Source organism: Pseudomonas frederiksbergensis, assembly GCF_035751725.1.
Taxonomy (GTDB): Bacteria; Pseudomonadota; Gammaproteobacteria; order Pseudomonadales; family Pseudomonadaceae; genus Aquipseudomonas; species Aquipseudomonas frederiksbergensis_A.
Map to the genome: position 1 here is coordinate 2,517,164 of NZ_CP142104.1, position 15,638 is coordinate 2,532,801.

Annotated in this window: 16 protein-coding genes; 8 read left to right on the top strand and 8 right to left on the bottom strand. The window is 62.0% G+C overall.

The window, feature by feature from the left end; translation table 11 throughout:
• Positions 1 to 2 precede the first annotated feature (2 nt).
• From VQ575_RS11305 to nirS, 4 genes are all read right to left on the bottom strand, one after another.
• Positions 3 to 1,181: a cytochrome D1 domain-containing protein gene (locus tag VQ575_RS11305; RefSeq protein ID WP_325919677.1), complete on the bottom strand. Its 1,179-nt coding sequence runs from the start codon at positions 1,179 to 1,181 to the stop codon at positions 3 to 5.
• Positions 1,178 to 1,507: a c-type cytochrome gene (locus tag VQ575_RS11310; RefSeq protein WP_039591177.1), complete on the bottom strand. Its 330-nt coding sequence runs from the start codon at positions 1,505 to 1,507 to the stop codon at positions 1,178 to 1,180. The genes VQ575_RS11305 and VQ575_RS11310 overlap by 4 nt, the downstream gene beginning before the upstream one ends.
• Before the next feature lie 69 nt (positions 1,508 to 1,576).
• The gene (locus tag VQ575_RS11315; RefSeq protein WP_039591176.1) at positions 1,577 to 1,885 is read right to left on the bottom strand and encodes a c-type cytochrome; all 309 of its coding nucleotides are present in this window, start codon (positions 1,883 to 1,885) and stop codon (positions 1,577 to 1,579) included.
• 24 nt (positions 1,886 to 1,909) lie between these two features.
• The gene (nirS, locus tag VQ575_RS11320) at positions 1,910 to 3,601 is read right to left on the bottom strand and encodes a nitrite reductase (RefSeq protein WP_039591174.1); all 1,692 of its coding nucleotides are present in this window, start codon (positions 3,599 to 3,601) and stop codon (positions 1,910 to 1,912) included.
• A gap of 197 nt (positions 3,602 to 3,798) precedes the next feature.
• Between nirS and VQ575_RS11325 the strand changes: the two genes are divergently transcribed.
• Genes VQ575_RS11325 through VQ575_RS11335 form a run of 3 tightly spaced genes read left to right on the top strand, consistent with a single transcriptional unit; the run spans position 3,799 to position 5,428 of the window.
• The gene (locus VQ575_RS11325; protein WP_039591169.1) at positions 3,799 to 4,602 is read left to right on the top strand and encodes a CbbQ/NirQ/NorQ/GpvN family protein; all 804 of its coding nucleotides are present in this window, start codon (positions 3,799 to 3,801) and stop codon (positions 4,600 to 4,602) included.
• Entirely contained in the window at positions 4,586 to 5,170 is a 585-nt protein-coding gene (locus tag VQ575_RS11330; protein WP_045156409.1) for a cytochrome c oxidase subunit 3 family protein, read from the top strand. Before VQ575_RS11325 ends, VQ575_RS11330 begins: the two co-directional genes overlap by 17 nt.
• A gap of 12 nt (positions 5,171 to 5,182) precedes the next feature.
• Entirely contained in the window at positions 5,183 to 5,428 is a 246-nt protein-coding gene (locus tag VQ575_RS11335) for a cytochrome C oxidase subunit IV family protein (protein ID WP_325919679.1), read from the top strand.
• Between the two features lie 126 nt (positions 5,429 to 5,554).
• Here VQ575_RS11335 and VQ575_RS11340 read toward each other — a convergent pair whose 3' ends face one another.
• Together VQ575_RS11340 and VQ575_RS11345 are read right to left on the bottom strand one after the other, a co-directional pair.
• Positions 5,555 to 6,325, bottom strand: coding sequence for a hypothetical protein (locus tag VQ575_RS11340; RefSeq protein ID WP_039591162.1), 771 nt, complete (start codon positions 6,323 to 6,325; stop codon positions 5,555 to 5,557).
• Positions 6,326 to 6,353: 28 nt separating this feature from the next.
• Positions 6,354 to 8,399 (bottom strand): lipase family protein, encoded by a 2,046-nt coding sequence (locus tag VQ575_RS11345; RefSeq protein WP_039591160.1) that lies wholly within the window; start codon positions 8,397 to 8,399, stop codon positions 6,354 to 6,356.
• A 296-nt stretch (positions 8,400 to 8,695) separates the two neighbouring features.
• Between VQ575_RS11345 and VQ575_RS11350 the strand changes: the two genes are divergently transcribed.
• The 3 genes from VQ575_RS11350 (at position 8,696) to VQ575_RS11360 (ending at position 12,481) form a co-directional block, all read left to right on the top strand.
• Positions 8,696 to 9,136 (top strand): c-type cytochrome, encoded by a 441-nt coding sequence (locus tag VQ575_RS11350; protein ID WP_030137671.1) that lies wholly within the window; start codon positions 8,696 to 8,698, stop codon positions 9,134 to 9,136.
• 3 nt (positions 9,137 to 9,139) lie between these two features.
• Positions 9,140 to 10,567 (top strand): cbb3-type cytochrome c oxidase subunit I, encoded by a 1,428-nt coding sequence (locus VQ575_RS11355; protein WP_039591157.1) that lies wholly within the window; start codon positions 9,140 to 9,142, stop codon positions 10,565 to 10,567.
• Between the two features lie 75 nt (positions 10,568 to 10,642).
• Positions 10,643 to 12,481: a nitric oxide reductase activation protein NorD gene (locus tag VQ575_RS11360; RefSeq protein ID WP_039591155.1), complete on the top strand. Its 1,839-nt coding sequence runs from the start codon at positions 10,643 to 10,645 to the stop codon at positions 12,479 to 12,481.
• A 4-nt stretch (positions 12,482 to 12,485) separates the two neighbouring features.
• Here VQ575_RS11360 and VQ575_RS11365 read toward each other — a convergent pair whose 3' ends face one another.
• Positions 12,486 to 12,686 carry a hypothetical protein gene (locus tag VQ575_RS11365; protein ID WP_039591154.1) on the bottom strand — a complete coding sequence of 67 codons (201 nt, stop codon included), beginning with the start codon at positions 12,684 to 12,686 and terminating at the stop codon, positions 12,486 to 12,488.
• Entirely contained in the window at positions 12,683 to 13,366 is a 684-nt protein-coding gene (locus VQ575_RS11370) for a Crp/Fnr family transcriptional regulator (protein WP_325919681.1), read from the bottom strand. Before VQ575_RS11370 ends, VQ575_RS11365 begins: the two co-directional genes overlap by 4 nt.
• Before the next feature lie 565 nt (positions 13,367 to 13,931).
• Between VQ575_RS11370 and VQ575_RS11375 the strand changes: the two genes are divergently transcribed.
• Positions 13,932 to 15,122 (top strand): NnrS family protein, encoded by a 1,191-nt coding sequence (locus tag VQ575_RS11375; protein ID WP_045155806.1) that lies wholly within the window; start codon positions 13,932 to 13,934, stop codon positions 15,120 to 15,122.
• A 25-nt stretch (positions 15,123 to 15,147) separates the two neighbouring features.
• Positions 15,148 to 15,585: a hypothetical protein gene (locus VQ575_RS11380; protein WP_080942520.1), complete on the top strand. Its 438-nt coding sequence runs from the start codon at positions 15,148 to 15,150 to the stop codon at positions 15,583 to 15,585.
• Positions 15,586 to 15,638 lie beyond the last annotated feature (53 nt).

Below are 15,638 nucleotides of genomic sequence, written 5' to 3' on the forward strand. Positions count from 1 at the left end.
GGTCAATACCCTGGCTTGTGCGCGCGGCTGCTGAAGAAAATGCCGCTGGGGCTCAGTGACGGCAGCGTGCCGATCCGTTCCAGTCGATAGGGATCCCAGACTTGCACTTCACCGCCATCCCGGGCGGACAGCCACAATTGGTCGCCGCGGGCGGTGAACTCCATGTGCAGCACCGCCGCCCCGGGACGCAGATCGGCAACGATGGCATGGGTCTGGGTGTCGATGACCTGGACGTGGTCGTTGTCCGGATAGGCGAAGTTGACCCAGAGCTGGCGTCCATCCGGCCGTGCGGTGACGAACACCGGCTGCCCGGCCACGGCAATGGCGTCGACCTGCTGCCAATTCGTCGCGTCCATCACCAGCACTTGGTGGTGACCGACGGCGGGCACGAAGGCTTGCTGCCCAGCCAAGGCCCAGCCTTCCAGATGGGGCATCTTGTAGACCGGCAGCCGGGCCTCGCCGCGTCCGTAATGGCCCAGCACGCGCTTGACCCCGTGCTCCGGATGCCAGAGATCGAGTTGTGCCATGCCGTCTTCGCCGAACAGCCCGGCCATGTAGTAGCGCCCGTCCGGGGTGATCAGCGCGTCGTAGGGTTGCTTGCCGATGCCGGTGAAACGCTCGATGCGCGGTGTGGTGCCTTCGCTGAAGTCGGCGGTCCAGATCTCGTCGGTGTCGAACAGGCTGAACACAAAACGCTGGCCGGGCGCATCCACCAGGCCCACCACCCGGGAGCGTCTACCGGTGTCCGGCAGCGGTGTGGCCGGGATGTCGGCGATCGGGTCCAGGGTCCGGGCATCGAATACTTTCACGCCGCCGGGTTCGTAGTTGGACACGGCGATCAGCTTGCCATCCTGGCTGATCGCGCCACCGATACTGTTGCCGCCCTGGAGGATGCGGCGGTCGATGCGAGCGGTCAGCAAATCGACCTTGCTCAGCCCGCCATCGCGGCCAAACACGTAGGCGTAGCGCTGGTCCCGGGAGAACACCACCGAGGCATGGGACAAGTCGCCCAAGCCTTCGACGCGGGCGAGCAGGCTGCGGTTGTCGCTTTCGATGATCTGCAGGCTGCCGCTGGCGCGCTCTATCACCACGCCCAGGTCGCCCGTGCCGCGCAGCGTGGGCTGGGCGCAACCGGCGAGCAGGATTGCAGCGCTGGCCACGCAAAGGAGGGTACGGATCATGATGCGGGTTTTCCTTGAAGAAGCCGGTCCACCAACCAGCGAATATCGTCGGGGCCGAGCAGTGGCGCCCAACCGGGCATCGCGCTGCCGGGGCGGCCCAGGGTGACGGTGGCGATGAGGCTGTCACGGGATTTGCCCGTCAGCGCTTCGCGGGTCAGCGGCGGACCGAGGCCGCCGGTCATTCGCAGGCCGTGGCAGGCGCCACAGTCCTGGTCCAGAAGATGTTGGAGTTGGGCCTGGCGCGGCGGGTCGGGAGCGGCCAGCGCGCAGGCGGGGATAAGCAGGAGGAGGGCGCTGATCGAGGGGGTGAAGCTGTGTCGTTCCATGACGTCCTCCGGGTTGAATGATGTTGCTTTCGTGGCGAGGGGCAAGCTCCCTCACCACGGGTTATGTAATTACTTAAGGGTCAAGACCCAAGCCGCGAGGATCTTGGCCTCTTCTTCCGTCACCGGGTTGGCGGGCATCGGCATCGGTCCCCAGTTGCCCTGCGTGCCTTCCTTGATGTGTTTGGCCAGTAGCGCCTCGGCCCCGGCGACGCCTGCGTTTTTCGCCGCGACTTCCTTGAGCGCCGGGCCCACTACCTTGGTGTCGATGGAGTGGCAGGCTGCGCACGGTTTGCTCTTGAACAATGTCGGGCCGTCCTGCGCCATTGCCGGCAGGCTGTAGGCGGCGGTCAGGGCCAGCGCGATGAGAATAGGCTTCATGTTTTTTCCTCTTATTGATGGGGCTCAATAGATGTCGTGTTGGGTGTTGTAGACGTTGAATTTCCCGGTCGGGGTGATCAGGCGCTTGTCCTTGATCACGTCCTTGACCTTGAGGGTCTTGTCGTCGATCACCACCAGTGCCGACTCGTCTTCCTGGCCACTCCAGACCGAGAACCAGACTTCGTCGCCGGCCTTGTTGTATTCCGGTTGCACCACGCGCAGCGCGCCTTTCTTGATGCCTGCGTACTCGGCAATCGGCAGCACGGTGTAGCCGGCGTCGAGCTTGTCGATGTTGAACACCGCCACCGACTGGCTGAGCTTGGCGTCCGGGCTGAGGGTGGTGTCGACGTACAGGTGACGGGACTGCGGGTGGGTCTTGATGAACAGCGAACCGCCGCCCTGGCCCTGGAGCGAACCCACTTGTTTCCAGGCGTATTGCGGATGCTTGACCGGGTCGGTGCCGATCAGCGAAACCCCGGCATCGCCCAGGTGGCTGGTGGCCCAGACCGGTCCGTAGAGCGGATGGTTGAAGTTGGCGCCGCGTCCCGGGTGCGGGGTCTTGCCAACGTCCACCAGGGCGGTGAGCTTGCGTTCCTTGGAATCGATCACCGCGACTTTGTTGGAATTGTTGGCGGCCGTCATGAAGTAGCGATGGCTGCTGTCCCAACCGCCGTCATGCAGGAACGGCGCGGCGTCGATGCTGGTGATGGTGAGGTTCTTGATGTCCTGGTAGTTGACCAGCATCACCTTGCCGGTTTCCTTGACGTTGACGATGAACTCCGGCCATTCATGGGAGGCGATGATCGCCGCGACGCGGGGTTCGGGGTGGTATTGCTGGGTGTCGACGGTCATGCCGCGAGTGGAAACGATCTGCTTGGGCTCCAAGGTCTCGCCGTCCATGATCGTGAACTGCGGCGGCCAGTACGAACCGGCAATCGTGTACTTGTCTTCGTAGCCCTTGAACTTGGAGGTTTCCACCGAGCGAGCTTCGATGCCCACCTTGATTTCCGCGACCTTGGTCGGCTCTTTCGGCCACAGGTCGATCATGTCGATCTTGGCGTCCCGACCGATCACCAGCAGATAACGCCCAGAGGCCGAGATGCGCGAGATGTGCACCGCGTAGCCGGTGTCGATCAGCTTGACGATCTTCTTGCTGTCGCCGTCGATCAAGGCAATCTTGCCGTCGTCGCGCAGGGTCACCGAGAACAGGTTTTGCAGGTTGAGATTGTTGAGTTGCCTGGTGGGTCGGTCCTCGGGCTTGACCAGGACTTTCCAGGTCTTGAGGGTTTCGGCCATGCCCCACTCCGGCGGTGTCGGCGGGGTGTGCTGGATGAACTTGGCCATCACCGTGATCTGGTCTTTGGTCAGGGCGTTGGAGGTGCCCCAGTTCGGCATGCCGGCGGCGGAGCCATAGGTGATCAGCGCCTCCAGGTAGGGTTGGCCGCGCGCCTGCGTGATGTCAGGTGTCAGGGGCTTGCCGGTGGCGCCCTTGCGCAGCACGCCATGGCAGCCGGCGCAGCGCTGGAAGTAGATTTCCTTGGCCGCATCGAAGTCGGCCTGGCTCAGGTCCGGCGCGCCTTCGGTCTTGACCATGCGCGGGCTGTCCTGCGAGGTGGCCTGCGCAGGCGGTTGGTCGGCGAAGACGTAAGGGGAGGCCAGCACTGTACACAGCGCCGTGGCCCTTATCGCCCACGATTTTTTGTGGCTGATCAGCATTCCATTTCTCCTCAGGCATGACCCGCGCTGCCCCGCAAATGTCGTCCGGCGCGCAGATTCTTGGTGCGCTGCAAGGCTATGCCGGAGCCGATGGTTAGCCGCTTGACGGCGATCAAGTTTGCCGGCCGCAAGCCTTGCCAGGTTGTCGCAGGGCCTCGTAGCTTGAGTGGCAATCCGTTGTCTGATCAGGCCATCCCATGAACGCAATCCCTACCGCGCAACACCCCGACGAACCCTTCTACCAAGCCCAGGACAACGAGCACGCGCTGTTCGAACAGGCCTGGCGCCACGGCATGCCGGTGCTGATCAAAGGTCCGACCGGTTGTGGCAAGACCCGTTTCGTCCAGCACATGGCCCATCGCCTGAAGTTGCCGCTGTACACCGTCGCCTGCCACGACGACCTCAGCGCCGCCGACCTGGTTGGCCGTCACCTGATCGGCGCCCAGGGCACCTGGTGGCAGGACGGACCGTTGACCCGGGCGGTGCGCGAGGGCGGCATCTGTTACCTGGACGAAGTCGTCGAGGCGCGCCAGGACACGGCGGTGGTGTTGCACCCGCTGGCGGACGATCGTCGACAGCTGTACCTGGAACGCACCGGCGAGGTCTTGCAGGCGCCGCCGTCGTTCATGCTGGTGGTGTCGTATAACCCCGGCTACCAGAACCTGCTCAAGGGCATGAAGCCGAGCACGCGCCAGCGTTTCGTGGCGATGCGTTTTGGCTATCCGGCGGTGGCCGACGAAGAACGCATCGTTGCCCGCGAGGCCGGCGTCGATATGGCCTTGGCGGCCCAGGTGGTGCGCTTGGGGCAGGCGCTGCGCCGGCTCGATCAGCATGACCTGGAGGAGGTCGCGTCCACCCGTTTGCTGATCTTCACGGCCCGCATGATCGGCGCCGGCATGGACCCGCGCCAGGCCTGCCTGGCGTGCCTGGCCGAACCGTTGAGCGATGACCCGCAAACCGTGGCCGCGCTGATGGATGTGGTCGATGTCCACTTCGGCTGAACGCGTTGAAGTGGCCCGGCGGTTGCCCGGGGATCTGGCGATGTGGTTCTTCATCCTCGCCGAGCTGTCAGTGTTCGCGCTGCTGATCCTCGCGTTCACCGCCGCCCAGGCACTGCACCCGCAGATGTTCAGCGAAGGCCGCCAATTGCTCGACCACTCCACGGGCCTGGCGATGACCCTCAGCCTGCTGACCGCCGGACTGTTCGCCGCCCTGGCCCTGGAGCAAGCCCGGCAAGACCGGCCACGACGAGCCGCGTTGATGTTGTGCGGCGCGTTGCTGCTCGCCTGTGGCTACGTAGGCATCAAGCTCAGCGAGTATGCGCACCTGCTGGCGAACGGCCTCGGCATGGAGCACAACACCTTCTTCACCTTGTACTGGATCCTCACCGCGTTCCATTTCCTCCATGTGCTGCTGGGCATGGTCATCCTCGCGTGGTTGGCCGAGGGTTGCCGCCGCCGGCGCTACGGTGCGCAGCAACACAGCGGGCTGGAATCCGGCGTGTTGTATTGGCACATGGTGGATCTGGTCTGGGTGGTGTTGTTTCCGGTGGTCTATATCCTCGATTGAATGGAGGTGCCCGTGTCGACGTCCCGTATCCTGATCGTCTGCTGGACAATGCTGGCCGTGTTAAGTACCGCCACCGTTGCCTTGGCCCAGGTCGCTGCCAACGGGCTGGTGGCAATCGCCATCCTGGCAATTGCCGTGACCAAGGCCTGGTTGATCGCCGACGGCTTCATGGAATTGCGCCATGCCCCGCGGTTGTGGCGGCGGTTGGTGTTGAGCTGGGCGGTGGTGCTGGCGGTGGGGGTTTCTTTTGGGGTTTGAGTCCCTGCGTAAACCCCCGTAGCGAGGGAGCGGGCCCCTCGCTACGAATGTGACACTGGACGAATGGGGGGACGTGGCCAATTAGGGGAGTGGTTGGTCTGGAATACGGACGTAGGGACCGATCTCTTATTTGTTCTCCGCAGCCAGGCGAATGGCTTGGAGTTTTGTGAAATCAGGCTTGGCCCTTCCATCAGCCACTGTACTGCCATCAGGATAAGTAAAGGTGGTGTGATTACCTTTCCTCTTAATGTTGGGTCCGGCTGAATAGACTACATAGCTGGAGTGCAGGATGGGCTCAAAGTGCACTGCCTGTGCTTGTACCGCTCGATAGCTTAGATAGATATTTCCTTCGCCAGCTAAGCTGACAGTTTTCTTATATGGTCCTAAAAATTCTTCATCAATCCATGGGTAGTAGTCTTTTTTAATAATCAAATCTCCTTTGACGTTGAAGTCAGCCCCACCGCGTGGCGAGTTGTTGCGGTCAAAAATCACTACAACACCCCCTCCGGCACGATAAGTTACGTTTTCGCCAAAGGGAGTCGGCGTGGCATAAGCGACGCCGAAGGTCACATTGCTCAAGCGCCATTGGCACGCGCCGCCACCGTCCATAGGCAGCTCGGCTCGATAGAGGTCACTCTGTCCTTGACGCACTGGCCATATATCCGTTCGCTGATACTCGTCACGTTGGTAGGGTTTGCCCATTGCAGTGTGGTCGGTGAAGGTACAGATGGTGGAGCGGTAAACGACCTGCATGACTTCATTTGTCAGCTCCTTGGGCAGATTTACCGTTACCGTCACTTTTTCGCTGTCCGCAGGTGGCGCCAGGCCGTAGTCCTTGGCGCAACCGCTGAGACTGATGAGCATTGCCACTATGACGATGGGTATTTTCTTGATCATGATCCACTCCTTGCTCGTGTCGACGGACTCAGCCCCAGGTCTTCGTAAAGTAGGTATTCGGGTCGGCCACGGCGTCAAAGCGCTGTAACGCCTCGATACCGCCCTCGACCCCCCGTGTGGTGCCCAAGGCCTGGGTCAGCAAACCCTGCAAACCCAGGAAGACCCGGTTACGGTCCCGTTCGTGTTCGTGGATGCGGCTGTAATGCTCGTGCATCTGCTGCTCGAAGCGTTGTCGCTCAAGCTGCTCCTTCATCAAGGGCTCCCGCTCGGGGTTGATCGACTCCAGCAGATGGTTATGCAGGTAGGGTTGATACTCGCTCATGAAATGGTTGCCGAGGCCACTCAGTCGGCCCTTCTTGGGGTTGCCGTGGGGCGGGAAATAACGGGCCCGATCACCCGGTCGCAGCGTGCCGATCAGGCCTTCTTGCGCCTGCTTGGCCTGTTGGTCGTCCTCAGGGCTCAGGCTGGGTACGAGGTAGAACTTGGCCTTTTCCTGCAGGGGACGAGCGATGGTGGTGTAGTAAGGCGCGCCGAGCCCATCCTTGTTGCGATAGGCCGGGTATTGCGAGCCACGTTCCTGCACGTGCTGCTCGGCCCTGAAGAACATGGCGATTTCGCCGTGGTGACAAAACGGATCGCCATGCTTGAACACCGTGCTGGCCGTTAGCTGAAGCAACGACCAGGTAAATCCCAGGGTGGTGCCCAACGGGCCGTACAAGTCGTACAGGTAATTATCCAGCGCCGCTTCTGGTGGCGCGCTGGGAATGGTGTCGGTGTCGTTGACGTGCCGGAAGTGTTGCAACTCGCCTAGGCCCTGCACAGCCTTGAGGGTGAAGGTGCGCGGCATGCCGTAGGTGTATAGCAATGGGTTGCGCGTTTGCAGTGAGGCGGCGTGAATCAGCCCTAAGGCACCACCAAGACTATGGCCGCAAATAAACAATTCTTTATCACGAGCTTCAACATAAATCGTCTCGCCTAAATCCTTGGCATAAATCCTTCTTGCAACCTCATAAGCATCCCGAAAGCCCAAATGCACGCTGCCTTCCGGCGTCAGGTCCGCACAGGGCACCTTGGGTTCGCAGTTGGCCGCAACTTCTGGCTGGATCGGTCGAAAGGTCACGTCTGTCGCCAGGTCGGTAAAGGGGTAGGCCATCTCTGTGCCGCGCCAGGCCACCAGCACCTGGGTTGCACTGATGGCGTAGAAAAGCTGCGTATCTCCTTCCGGGGGAAGCGCCTGACGGGTGTCCAACGGTTTGGCTATCGTATAGCGCTCATCAAAAGGCACATCACTGACCAGGCAAGGCCAATTCTGTCCCCCGTCCCATATCCTCGGTGTACGTGACAGGTCCAGGCATTGCTGGTCGAAAAATTCCTTGACGGAGCCTCGGTCCTGCTCCGGCCATGTGCTGTACGACAAGATGCTCATCAGCCCCAGGTTGTAGGCATTGGCGAGGCTGTAATCCGGCTGGTGATGCAGCACCAGCAACCAGGCCCGGAACGGACAAACCTCCAGCACATGACGGCGGTCCAGTTGTTCATCGTCGACCGTAAAACCACTGAACGTCCGGTCCGGGAAATGAAACGCTGGCGGCTGGCTGGGGTCGGTCAACGGCGGGGACAGCTCGGGCAGCCGATCGCACAACTGCCCCATACGCAGGTAGTGGTAGCCATGCCCGGCCTCAATGGCCTGTCGTTCGATTGGAGAAAAACCCGAACGCTGCGGACTGTACAGCGGGGTACGGTCGCCAATTACAGGCCTGGGGGGCTCAGGCCGTTCGGCGCGCAAACGACGGGTTTGCAATTGCCCGGCCAGTGAGTTGGCCTCCAGCAGCAAGGTGATGGCCAGCGGGTGCAAACCCTCGATACGGATCACCCCATCGGCATCGCTGACGCCGGCGTATTCGGGAACATAGGCCGTGCGCGTGGCCTCGTTCTGCGCACGGAAGGGCATGTTCGCCAAGGGTTCACCGTGTTCGTCCAGTAACTGGAATTCGATCCAGTGCTGTTTCTGTTTGCCCACGGTAATGACTTTGAATGGATTAAGCGTATCCGTACGGTGCCGGGTGTCGTTCATTGATCGTTCCTTGATGGTTTCCTTCACTGCGAATGGGCGCCTTGCCCAACGGATGCAGTCATTTCCGAAGCGAGCCTGCCCCACCCCAACGACTTACTCCACCAACACCACCTCGCTTTTACAATTTTGGGAAACTTCCGAAGGACCCATCACTCCACGCTGTAGGCCACAAACCCTCCAAGCCGAGCCCCACCAGCAACAACCCACCAAAACCATCGGAGATTCTTGATCGCCATCAAGCGGTTCCGAACCCCTCGCTTTCTAGAATGGGCACGCCAAGCAATGAGGAAGTGACCATGTCAGATACCTTCACCAAAGGCATGGCCAGGAATATTTACTTCGGGGGAAGCATCTTCTTTTTCCTGATATTCCTGGCCCTGACCTACCACACGGAGCAGACCTTTCCGGAGCGCAGTAACCAGGCGCAATTGACGGAATCGGTGATACGCGGCAAGGGCGTCTGGGAGCGCAACAACTGCATCGGCTGCCACACGCTGCTGGGCGAGGGCGCGTACTTCGCGCCGGAGCTGGGCAACGTGGTGAATCGGCGCGGGGGCGAGGAGGCGTTCAAGCCGTTTCTCCAGGCGTGGATGAAGATGCAACCGCTGAACGTCCCGGGCCGTCGTGCCATGCCGCAATTCAACCTGAGCGAGCAGGAGGTCGACGACATCGCCGAGTTCCTCAAGTGGAGCTCGAAAATCAACACCAACGGCTGGCCGCCAAACAAGGAGGGCTGAGAGATGAGCATGGCTAATCCGCATCTGAAATTCGCCTCGCAGGCCGTCGCCAAACCTTATTTCGTGTTTGCCCTGATGCTGTTCCTCGGGCAGGTGCTGTTCGGTTTGATCATGGGCTTGCAATACGTGGTCGGTGATTTCCTGTTCCCGCTGATCCCTTTCAACGTGGCCCGCATGGTCCACACCAACCTGCTGATCGTCTGGCTGCTGTTCGGCTTCATGGGCGCGGCTTACTACCTGATACCGGAAGAGGCCGATCGCGAGCTGCACAGTCCGAAACTGGCCCTGTTGCTGTTCTGGGTGTTCGCCGCCGCCGGTGTGGCGACGATCCTGGGCTACCTCGCGGTGCCTTATGCGACGCTGGCGAAGTTCACCGGCAACGACCTGCTGCCGACCATGGGGCGGGAGTTCCTGGAGCAGCCGACGATCACCAAGATGGGCATCGTCGTGGTGTGCCTGGGCTTTCTCTATAACATCGGCATGACGATGCTCAAGGGGCGCAAGACCACGGTCAGCATGGTGATGATGACCGGGTTGATCGGCCTGGCGGTGTTCTTCCTGTTCTCCTTCTACAACCCGGAAAACCTTGCCCGCGACAAGTACTACTGGTGGTGGGTGGTGCATCTTTGGGTGGAAGGCGTGTGGGAATTGATCATGGGTTCGATGCTCGCCTTCGTCCTGATCAAGATCACCGGCGTGGACCGGGAAGTGGTGGAGAAATGGCTGTACGTGATCATTGCCATGGCGCTGATCACCGGCATCATCGGCACCGGCCACCACTTCTTCTGGATCGGCGCGCCAGAGGTCTGGTTGTGGGTCGGCTCGATCTTCTCGGCGATGGAACCGCTGCCGTTCCTGGCGATGGTGGTGTTCGCCTTCAGCATGGTGAAAAACCGTCGTCGGCAGCACCCGAACCGCGCAGCAACGTTGTGGGCCAAGGGCACCACGGTCACCGCGTTCTTTGGTGCTGGTGTCTGGGGTTTCCTTCACACCCTGGCCCCGGTCAACTACTACACCCACGGTTCGCAACTGACCGCGGCCCACGGGCACCTTGCCTTCTACGGCGCCTACGCGATGATCGTGATGACGCTGATCAGCTACGCCATGCCACGCCTGCGCGGCTTGGGTGAAGCGGCGGACGAACGCTCGCAGCGCCTGGAGATCTGGGGCTTCTGGTTGATGACCCTGTCGATGGTGATGATCACCTTGTTCCTCACCGCTGCCGGTGTCGTGCAGGTGTGGCTGCAACGCTGGATGGAAGATGGCAGTGCCTTGCCGTTCATGGCGACCATGGATCATTTGAAGCCGCTGTTCTGGGCAAGATTGGTCAGCGGTGTCGGGTTCCTGGCCGGGTTGCTCTGCTACCTGCTGAGCTTCCGTCAACGTGGCCGTGCTGCGCTGCGGGCACCGGCGGCGGTGGTGCCTTCTTGAATCACCACAACGACTAAGCCGGACCCATTTGTGGCGAGGGGATAAATCCCCTCGCCACATCAAGAGGAAAAAACCATGGCATTCACCCTGGAGCTGGAAGAATGGGTCGGCAGTGTCTGGCACCGTTTCATCACTCGACGGGCCAGTGCGGACTTTCCCGAGGCACGGGTCGAGCTGACTCCAAGGCAGCGCTCTCTGCAGGTGCTGTTTCGCGCCACCGGTGGTGCCCGGCACCTGGGCGTCGAGGCGGTCAGCGACCGTGATCTTTTGCTGCGGCGCAACCTGTTGCAGCAGATCGCCGGCACCTGCAAGCAAGTGCCGCTGGCCTGGTGCGATGGCGACAACCTGCGGCTGCCGGCGAGCGTGGCGGCGTTTCCGGATGTCGAGCTCAACCAGGAGTTGTATCGCTGGCTGGCGTTGCTGGCCGCGCAGTCGGGGCCGATGACGCATTGGGGGCGGGACAACCAGCGCTGGACTTTGGCCGTGCTCGAACGCTACCCGGCGCTGCGACTTCGTTATCGGCGGTTGGTGGAGGCGCACCTGTCCTTGCGCCCCGATCCTGAATCACTGAACCCGGCCGAAGCCGCCCTGGAGCGCGCGTTATGCCAAGCTTTGCGCGAACCGGGCAGTGTCGAGCGTTTTCCCCGCAGCGAACGAGCGGCCTGGCCGTTGCCGTTGTGGCTCTATCCGGCCCAACATCTGGCCAATCCGCAAGCCGCCGACCTCGAAGAGTCCGAGCAATACCTGGCGACACCGCCTGGTGAACAGCAGGGCGGACGCAAGCGCGCCGAGCGCATCGACGACACCACTCGCGACGGTGGCCTGCTGATCGTGCGCCTGGAGAACCTGTTCAGCTGGACCGAACACGTCGACCTGGATCGCTGGTCGGACGACAGCGAAGACCCGGACGCCGCGCGCGTCGCTGAAGATCTCGATCAACTGACCCTTTCCCGCACGCGCCTGCGCAAGGGCGGTGGCTTGAAGCTGCACCTGGATTTGCCGCCGGCGGATGTCGATGACATTCCTCTGGGCGAAGGCGTCTTGCTACCCGAATGGGACTATCGCAAGCAGCGCCTTCAGGACGATTTCGTCAGTGTGCAGACGTTTATTCCCCGCGACTGTGAACCCCAGCCGCTGCCCTCGCGACTACGAGGCCCGGCCCAGCGGCTGCGTCGCCAGTTCGAACACCTGCGCAACGATCGCCAATGGTTGCGCCAGCAGACCCAGGGCTGCGAACTGGATTTGCAGGCGTGGCTGGATTTCCATGTCGAGCGCCAGCACGGTCAATGCAGCGAACGTGGGCTGTTCATGGACCAGCGCCAGACTCGCCGCGACCTGGCCTGCCTGCTGCTGGCCGATCTATCGATGTCCACCGACGCCCACCTCAACGACGAGCACCGGGTCATCGATGTGATCCGCGACAGCCTGTTGCTGTTCGGTGAGACCTTGTCGGTGCTGGGGGATGATTTCGCCTTGTACGGATTTTCCTCCCTGCGCCGGCAGAACGTGCGCATGCATGAAGTCAAGGCGTTCAACCAGCGCTACGACGACCAGACCCGGGGCCGGATCCAGGGTCTCAAGCCGGGCTATTACACGCGCATGGGTGCGGCGATCCGCCAGGCTACCCAGCGCATGGCGGGGTGCAAGCGACGGCGCAAATTGTTGCTGTTGATCAGTGACGGCAAGCCTAATGACCTGGACCTTTACGAGGGGCGCTATGGTGTCGAGGACACCCGCCAGGCGGTGTTGGAGGCCCGGCGCCAGGGGCTGACGCCGTTCTGCATCACCATCGACCGGGAAGCGGGGGATTACCTGCCGTACATGTTTGGCGCAAACGGCTACACGTTGATTCGCCAGCCCGAGCAACTGCCGTTGCGGTTGCCGCAGCTGTATCGGCAGTTGACTCAGGATTGAGAAGTCAGGCGATGCTGCGCGGAAGCCAGAAGAACATGACGATGCAGAAGATCGTCAAGCCGACGCAGAACCAGGTGAAGCGTCGCAGCCGGCGCTCACCGGCGAGTGCCGCCTCCGCCGGCAAGAGCATGCCGCAGCGGCGACACTCGCTTGCAGCGACGGCGTTGACCTGTTGGCAGTACAGGCAAACGGGCTGCGCACTCATTCGAACTGCTCCAGGCGCGGGCGGTCGAGAATGGCAATCTGACGACCGTCCTGGGTGATGATCTTTTCATCGATCAGGCGGCGGATGATCCGCGAGAAAGTTTCGGGTTGGATCGACAGATGCCCGGCGATCAACTGCTTGGCCATCGGCAACTCGAACTGGCTGTCGACGGTTTGCAGGCGTACCAGTTGCGTCAGCAAGTAGCGCACCACGCGGTGGGTGGCGTTCTTCAGCGACAGGGTTTCGATCTCGTTGACCCGCTGATGCAGGCGCACGCAGAGCTTGCCGAGCAGGGCGAAAGTCAGTCGGCTGTTACTCTGCAAAAGGCGCATGTACGTGGCGTTGGATAGCCGATATATCTGGGTTGGGCCGACGGCTTCGGCGGACGCGACGTAGTTGGGTGTGTCCATCAGCATCATGGCTTCGGCGAAGGTCTGGCGCTCGCCGATCACTTCGAAGACTTTCTCCTGGCCGTCCGGGGTCAACCGATAGATTTTCACCGCCCCGGATATCACGAAGTAGAACGCCTGCGCCGGTTCGCCCTGGCGGAACAGCGGATCGCCCCTGTCGATGTTCAGCAATTGGCTGTGGCTCATCAACTCATCGAGCTGTTCTTCGTTCAGGGGCTCGAACAGGTGATGGCTGCGCAGAATCTGGTGATGGACACGGTGGAGCACCATGGCGTGGATCCTTGTGATAGCGAAAAAGTGATCGGGGTCAGACCAGGCTCAGGGACAGGCCGCTGGCAAGCGCCAGGATGCCGGTGAGCACAACGAACCAGGTGAGCGGCAGGACGACGGATTTCATGGGTGACCCCGGAAGTGGAATGTGATGCCGTGCTTGAGCAAGAGCCGGGCCATGCCTGGAGACGTTGAAAGGCGGGGTGTTGGGGCTGGGGAGGGTAGAAATGACCCTGGTGTTTCAGGGTAAAAACAACCATGCAAGGGTTATGGATACCCTATTGTTTTGTCTTTTATGGGCGCGGGCCTGCTCGCGAATGGGTTTTGACAAGCAATGGCGATGTCGAGCCCGCCGGCCTCTTCGCGAGCAGGCTCGCTTCCACAGGGGGTCTTGCACAGGGAACTGGTCGGGTTCGGCAAGCCCCTTGCAAGTACCCGGCCGAGGCATGAGTTGCCGAAGCGTCGGCTTGATCTGAGACAAGGCCGGCTTGCGTCGTTAGCTCATCATTCGAGCCGTGATTTGTCGCACCTCGCAGGCGTTCCTGCGGGGGCAAAGGAGTGGTGTATGCAAGTGCTTGACCGTCGCAAGGCCATGGCCATCCCGCCGTTGTGGCGCCTGGCGTTCCGACCGTTTTTCCTGGGCGGCTGCCTGCTCGCGCTGTTGGTGGTGCCGCTGTGGCTGGCGGTGTTCAGCGGACGGTTGTCCGGCTGGCAGCCGGCTGGAGGCTGGCTGGCCTGGCACCGTCATGAATTGTTGTTCGGTTTCGGCCTGGCGATCATCGCCGGGTTTCTGCTCACGGCGGTACAGACCTGGACGGGTAGCCCGGGCGTCAGTGGCAAGCGACTGGCAGCGCTGGCGTTGGTGTGGCTGGGGGCGCGACTGGCCTGGCTGATCGACGCACCATTGCCATTGCTGGCGGTCCTTGAGCTGGCTTTCGCCTTGGGCGTCGCCGCGTTGATGGGCCTGACGTTATGGCGCGTGCGGCAGAAACGCAATTATCCGATCGTGCTGGTCTTGCTGTTGTTGGCCGCGGCCGACGGCTTGTCCGTGTATGGCCTGCTCCAGGGCAACGAGGGCCTGCAACGGCAAAGCGTGCTCACCGGCCTCTGGCTGGTGGCGGCGATGATGGGATTGATCGGCGGGCGCGTGATTCCGTTCTTCACCCAGCGCGGCCTCGGTCGCGTGGAAGGCGTGGCGCCGTGGCCGTGGCTCGATCGCTTGTTGCTGGCAGGATCGGCGCTGGTGGCGCTGTTGTACGCCTTCGGTCCGGCGCTGGCGCCCAGCCTCTGGGTTGGCCTGTTGTTCGCCGCGTTGGCGGTGGGGCACGGGATTCGACTGGTGCGTTGGCATGACCGAGGATTATGGCGAGTGCCGCTGCTGTGGTCGTTGCACTTGGCCTATGCTTGGCTGGCAGTGGCGTGCCTGGGCATGGCGCTGTGGCACCTCGGCGTGCCGGTGAACCCGAGCCTGGCGGTGCACAGCCTGACCATCGGCGCCATGGCCGGGTTGATCCTGGCGATGATCGCCCGCGTCAGCCTGGGCCATACCGGGCGCGCGCTCGACCCACCGGCGGGGATGACCCTGGCGTTCATCCTGTTGAACCTGGCGTGCCTGAGCCGCGTGCTGTTGGTGCTGCTGTTACCGTTGACCGGGCTCTGGCTGGCGGGCGTGTGCTGGACGCTGGCGTTCGGTCTGTACGCCTGGCGCTATGGGCCGATGCTGCTCAAGGCCCGGGTGGATGGACATCCGGGATGAGTCGGCTGGACGGAGGGAGTCGATAGTGTATGGGGTCTTGTTGGTCACGCACCTGCTGGCGGCAATCGCCTTCATCGGCACGTTGTTCTTCGAAGTGTTCATCTGGCATGCCGCTCGCCAGCCTTTGTCGCAGGCCGTCAGGGACGGGGCGGACCAGGCGATTGCCAAGCGCTCGCGGCACGTGCTTCACGGCGTGGTGCTGGTGCTTTATGGCGCCGGCATGGCCCTGGCCTGGCAACATCGCGGCGCGTTGAGCCAGCCGCTGGGCAACAGCTTCGGCCTGTTGCTGAGCTTGAAGATTTTGCTGGCCCTGAGCATCGTCGGGCATTACGTCTGGCTGGCGTACTGGCTCAAGGGCGGCCGCTTGACTCCAAGCCGGGCCTGCTGGCTGCGGCGCAGCATCCTTGGGCATATGGTGATGATCGTGGTGTTGGCGAAGGCGATGTTCTATTGGCAGTTTTGAGTTGGAGGGGACAACACTGAACCCCTGTAGGAGCGAGCAAGCGCTCCCACGGG

Coding starts and splice junctions, on each gene's coding strand:
- VQ575_RS11355 (WP_039591157.1), top strand. CDS start 9,140: ATGAGCATGGCTAATCCGCATCTGAAATTCGCCTCGCAGGCCGTCGCC.
- VQ575_RS11360 (WP_039591155.1), top strand. CDS start 10,643: ATGGCATTCACCCTGGAGCTGGAAGAATGGGTCGGCAGTGTCTGGCAC.
- VQ575_RS11375 (WP_045155806.1), top strand. CDS start 13,932: ATGCAAGTGCTTGACCGTCGCAAGGCCATGGCCATCCCGCCGTTGTGG.
- VQ575_RS11310 (WP_039591177.1), bottom strand. CDS start 1,507: ATGGAACGACACAGCTTCACCCCCTCGATCAGCGCCCTCCTCCTGCTT.
- VQ575_RS11325 (WP_039591169.1), top strand. CDS start 3,799: ATGAACGCAATCCCTACCGCGCAACACCCCGACGAACCCTTCTACCAA.
- VQ575_RS11370 (WP_325919681.1), bottom strand. CDS start 13,366: ATGGTGCTCCACCGTGTCCATCACCAGATTCTGCGCAGCCATCACCTG.
- VQ575_RS11305 (WP_325919677.1), bottom strand. CDS start 1,181: ATGATCCGTACCCTCCTTTGCGTGGCCAGCGCTGCAATCCTGCTCGCC.
- VQ575_RS11365 (WP_039591154.1), bottom strand. CDS start 12,686: ATGAGTGCGCAGCCCGTTTGCCTGTACTGCCAACAGGTCAACGCCGTC.
- VQ575_RS11350 (WP_030137671.1), top strand. CDS start 8,696: ATGTCAGATACCTTCACCAAAGGCATGGCCAGGAATATTTACTTCGGG.
- nirS (WP_039591174.1), bottom strand. CDS start 3,601: ATGCTGATCAGCCACAAAAAATCGTGGGCGATAAGGGCCACGGCGCTG.
- VQ575_RS11340 (WP_039591162.1), bottom strand. CDS start 6,325: ATGATCAAGAAAATACCCATCGTCATAGTGGCAATGCTCATCAGTCTC.
- VQ575_RS11330 (WP_045156409.1), top strand. CDS start 4,586: ATGTCCACTTCGGCTGAACGCGTTGAAGTGGCCCGGCGGTTGCCCGGG.
- VQ575_RS11345 (WP_039591160.1), bottom strand. CDS start 8,399: ATGAACGACACCCGGCACCGTACGGATACGCTTAATCCATTCAAAGTC.
- VQ575_RS11315 (WP_039591176.1), bottom strand. CDS start 1,885: ATGAAGCCTATTCTCATCGCGCTGGCCCTGACCGCCGCCTACAGCCTG.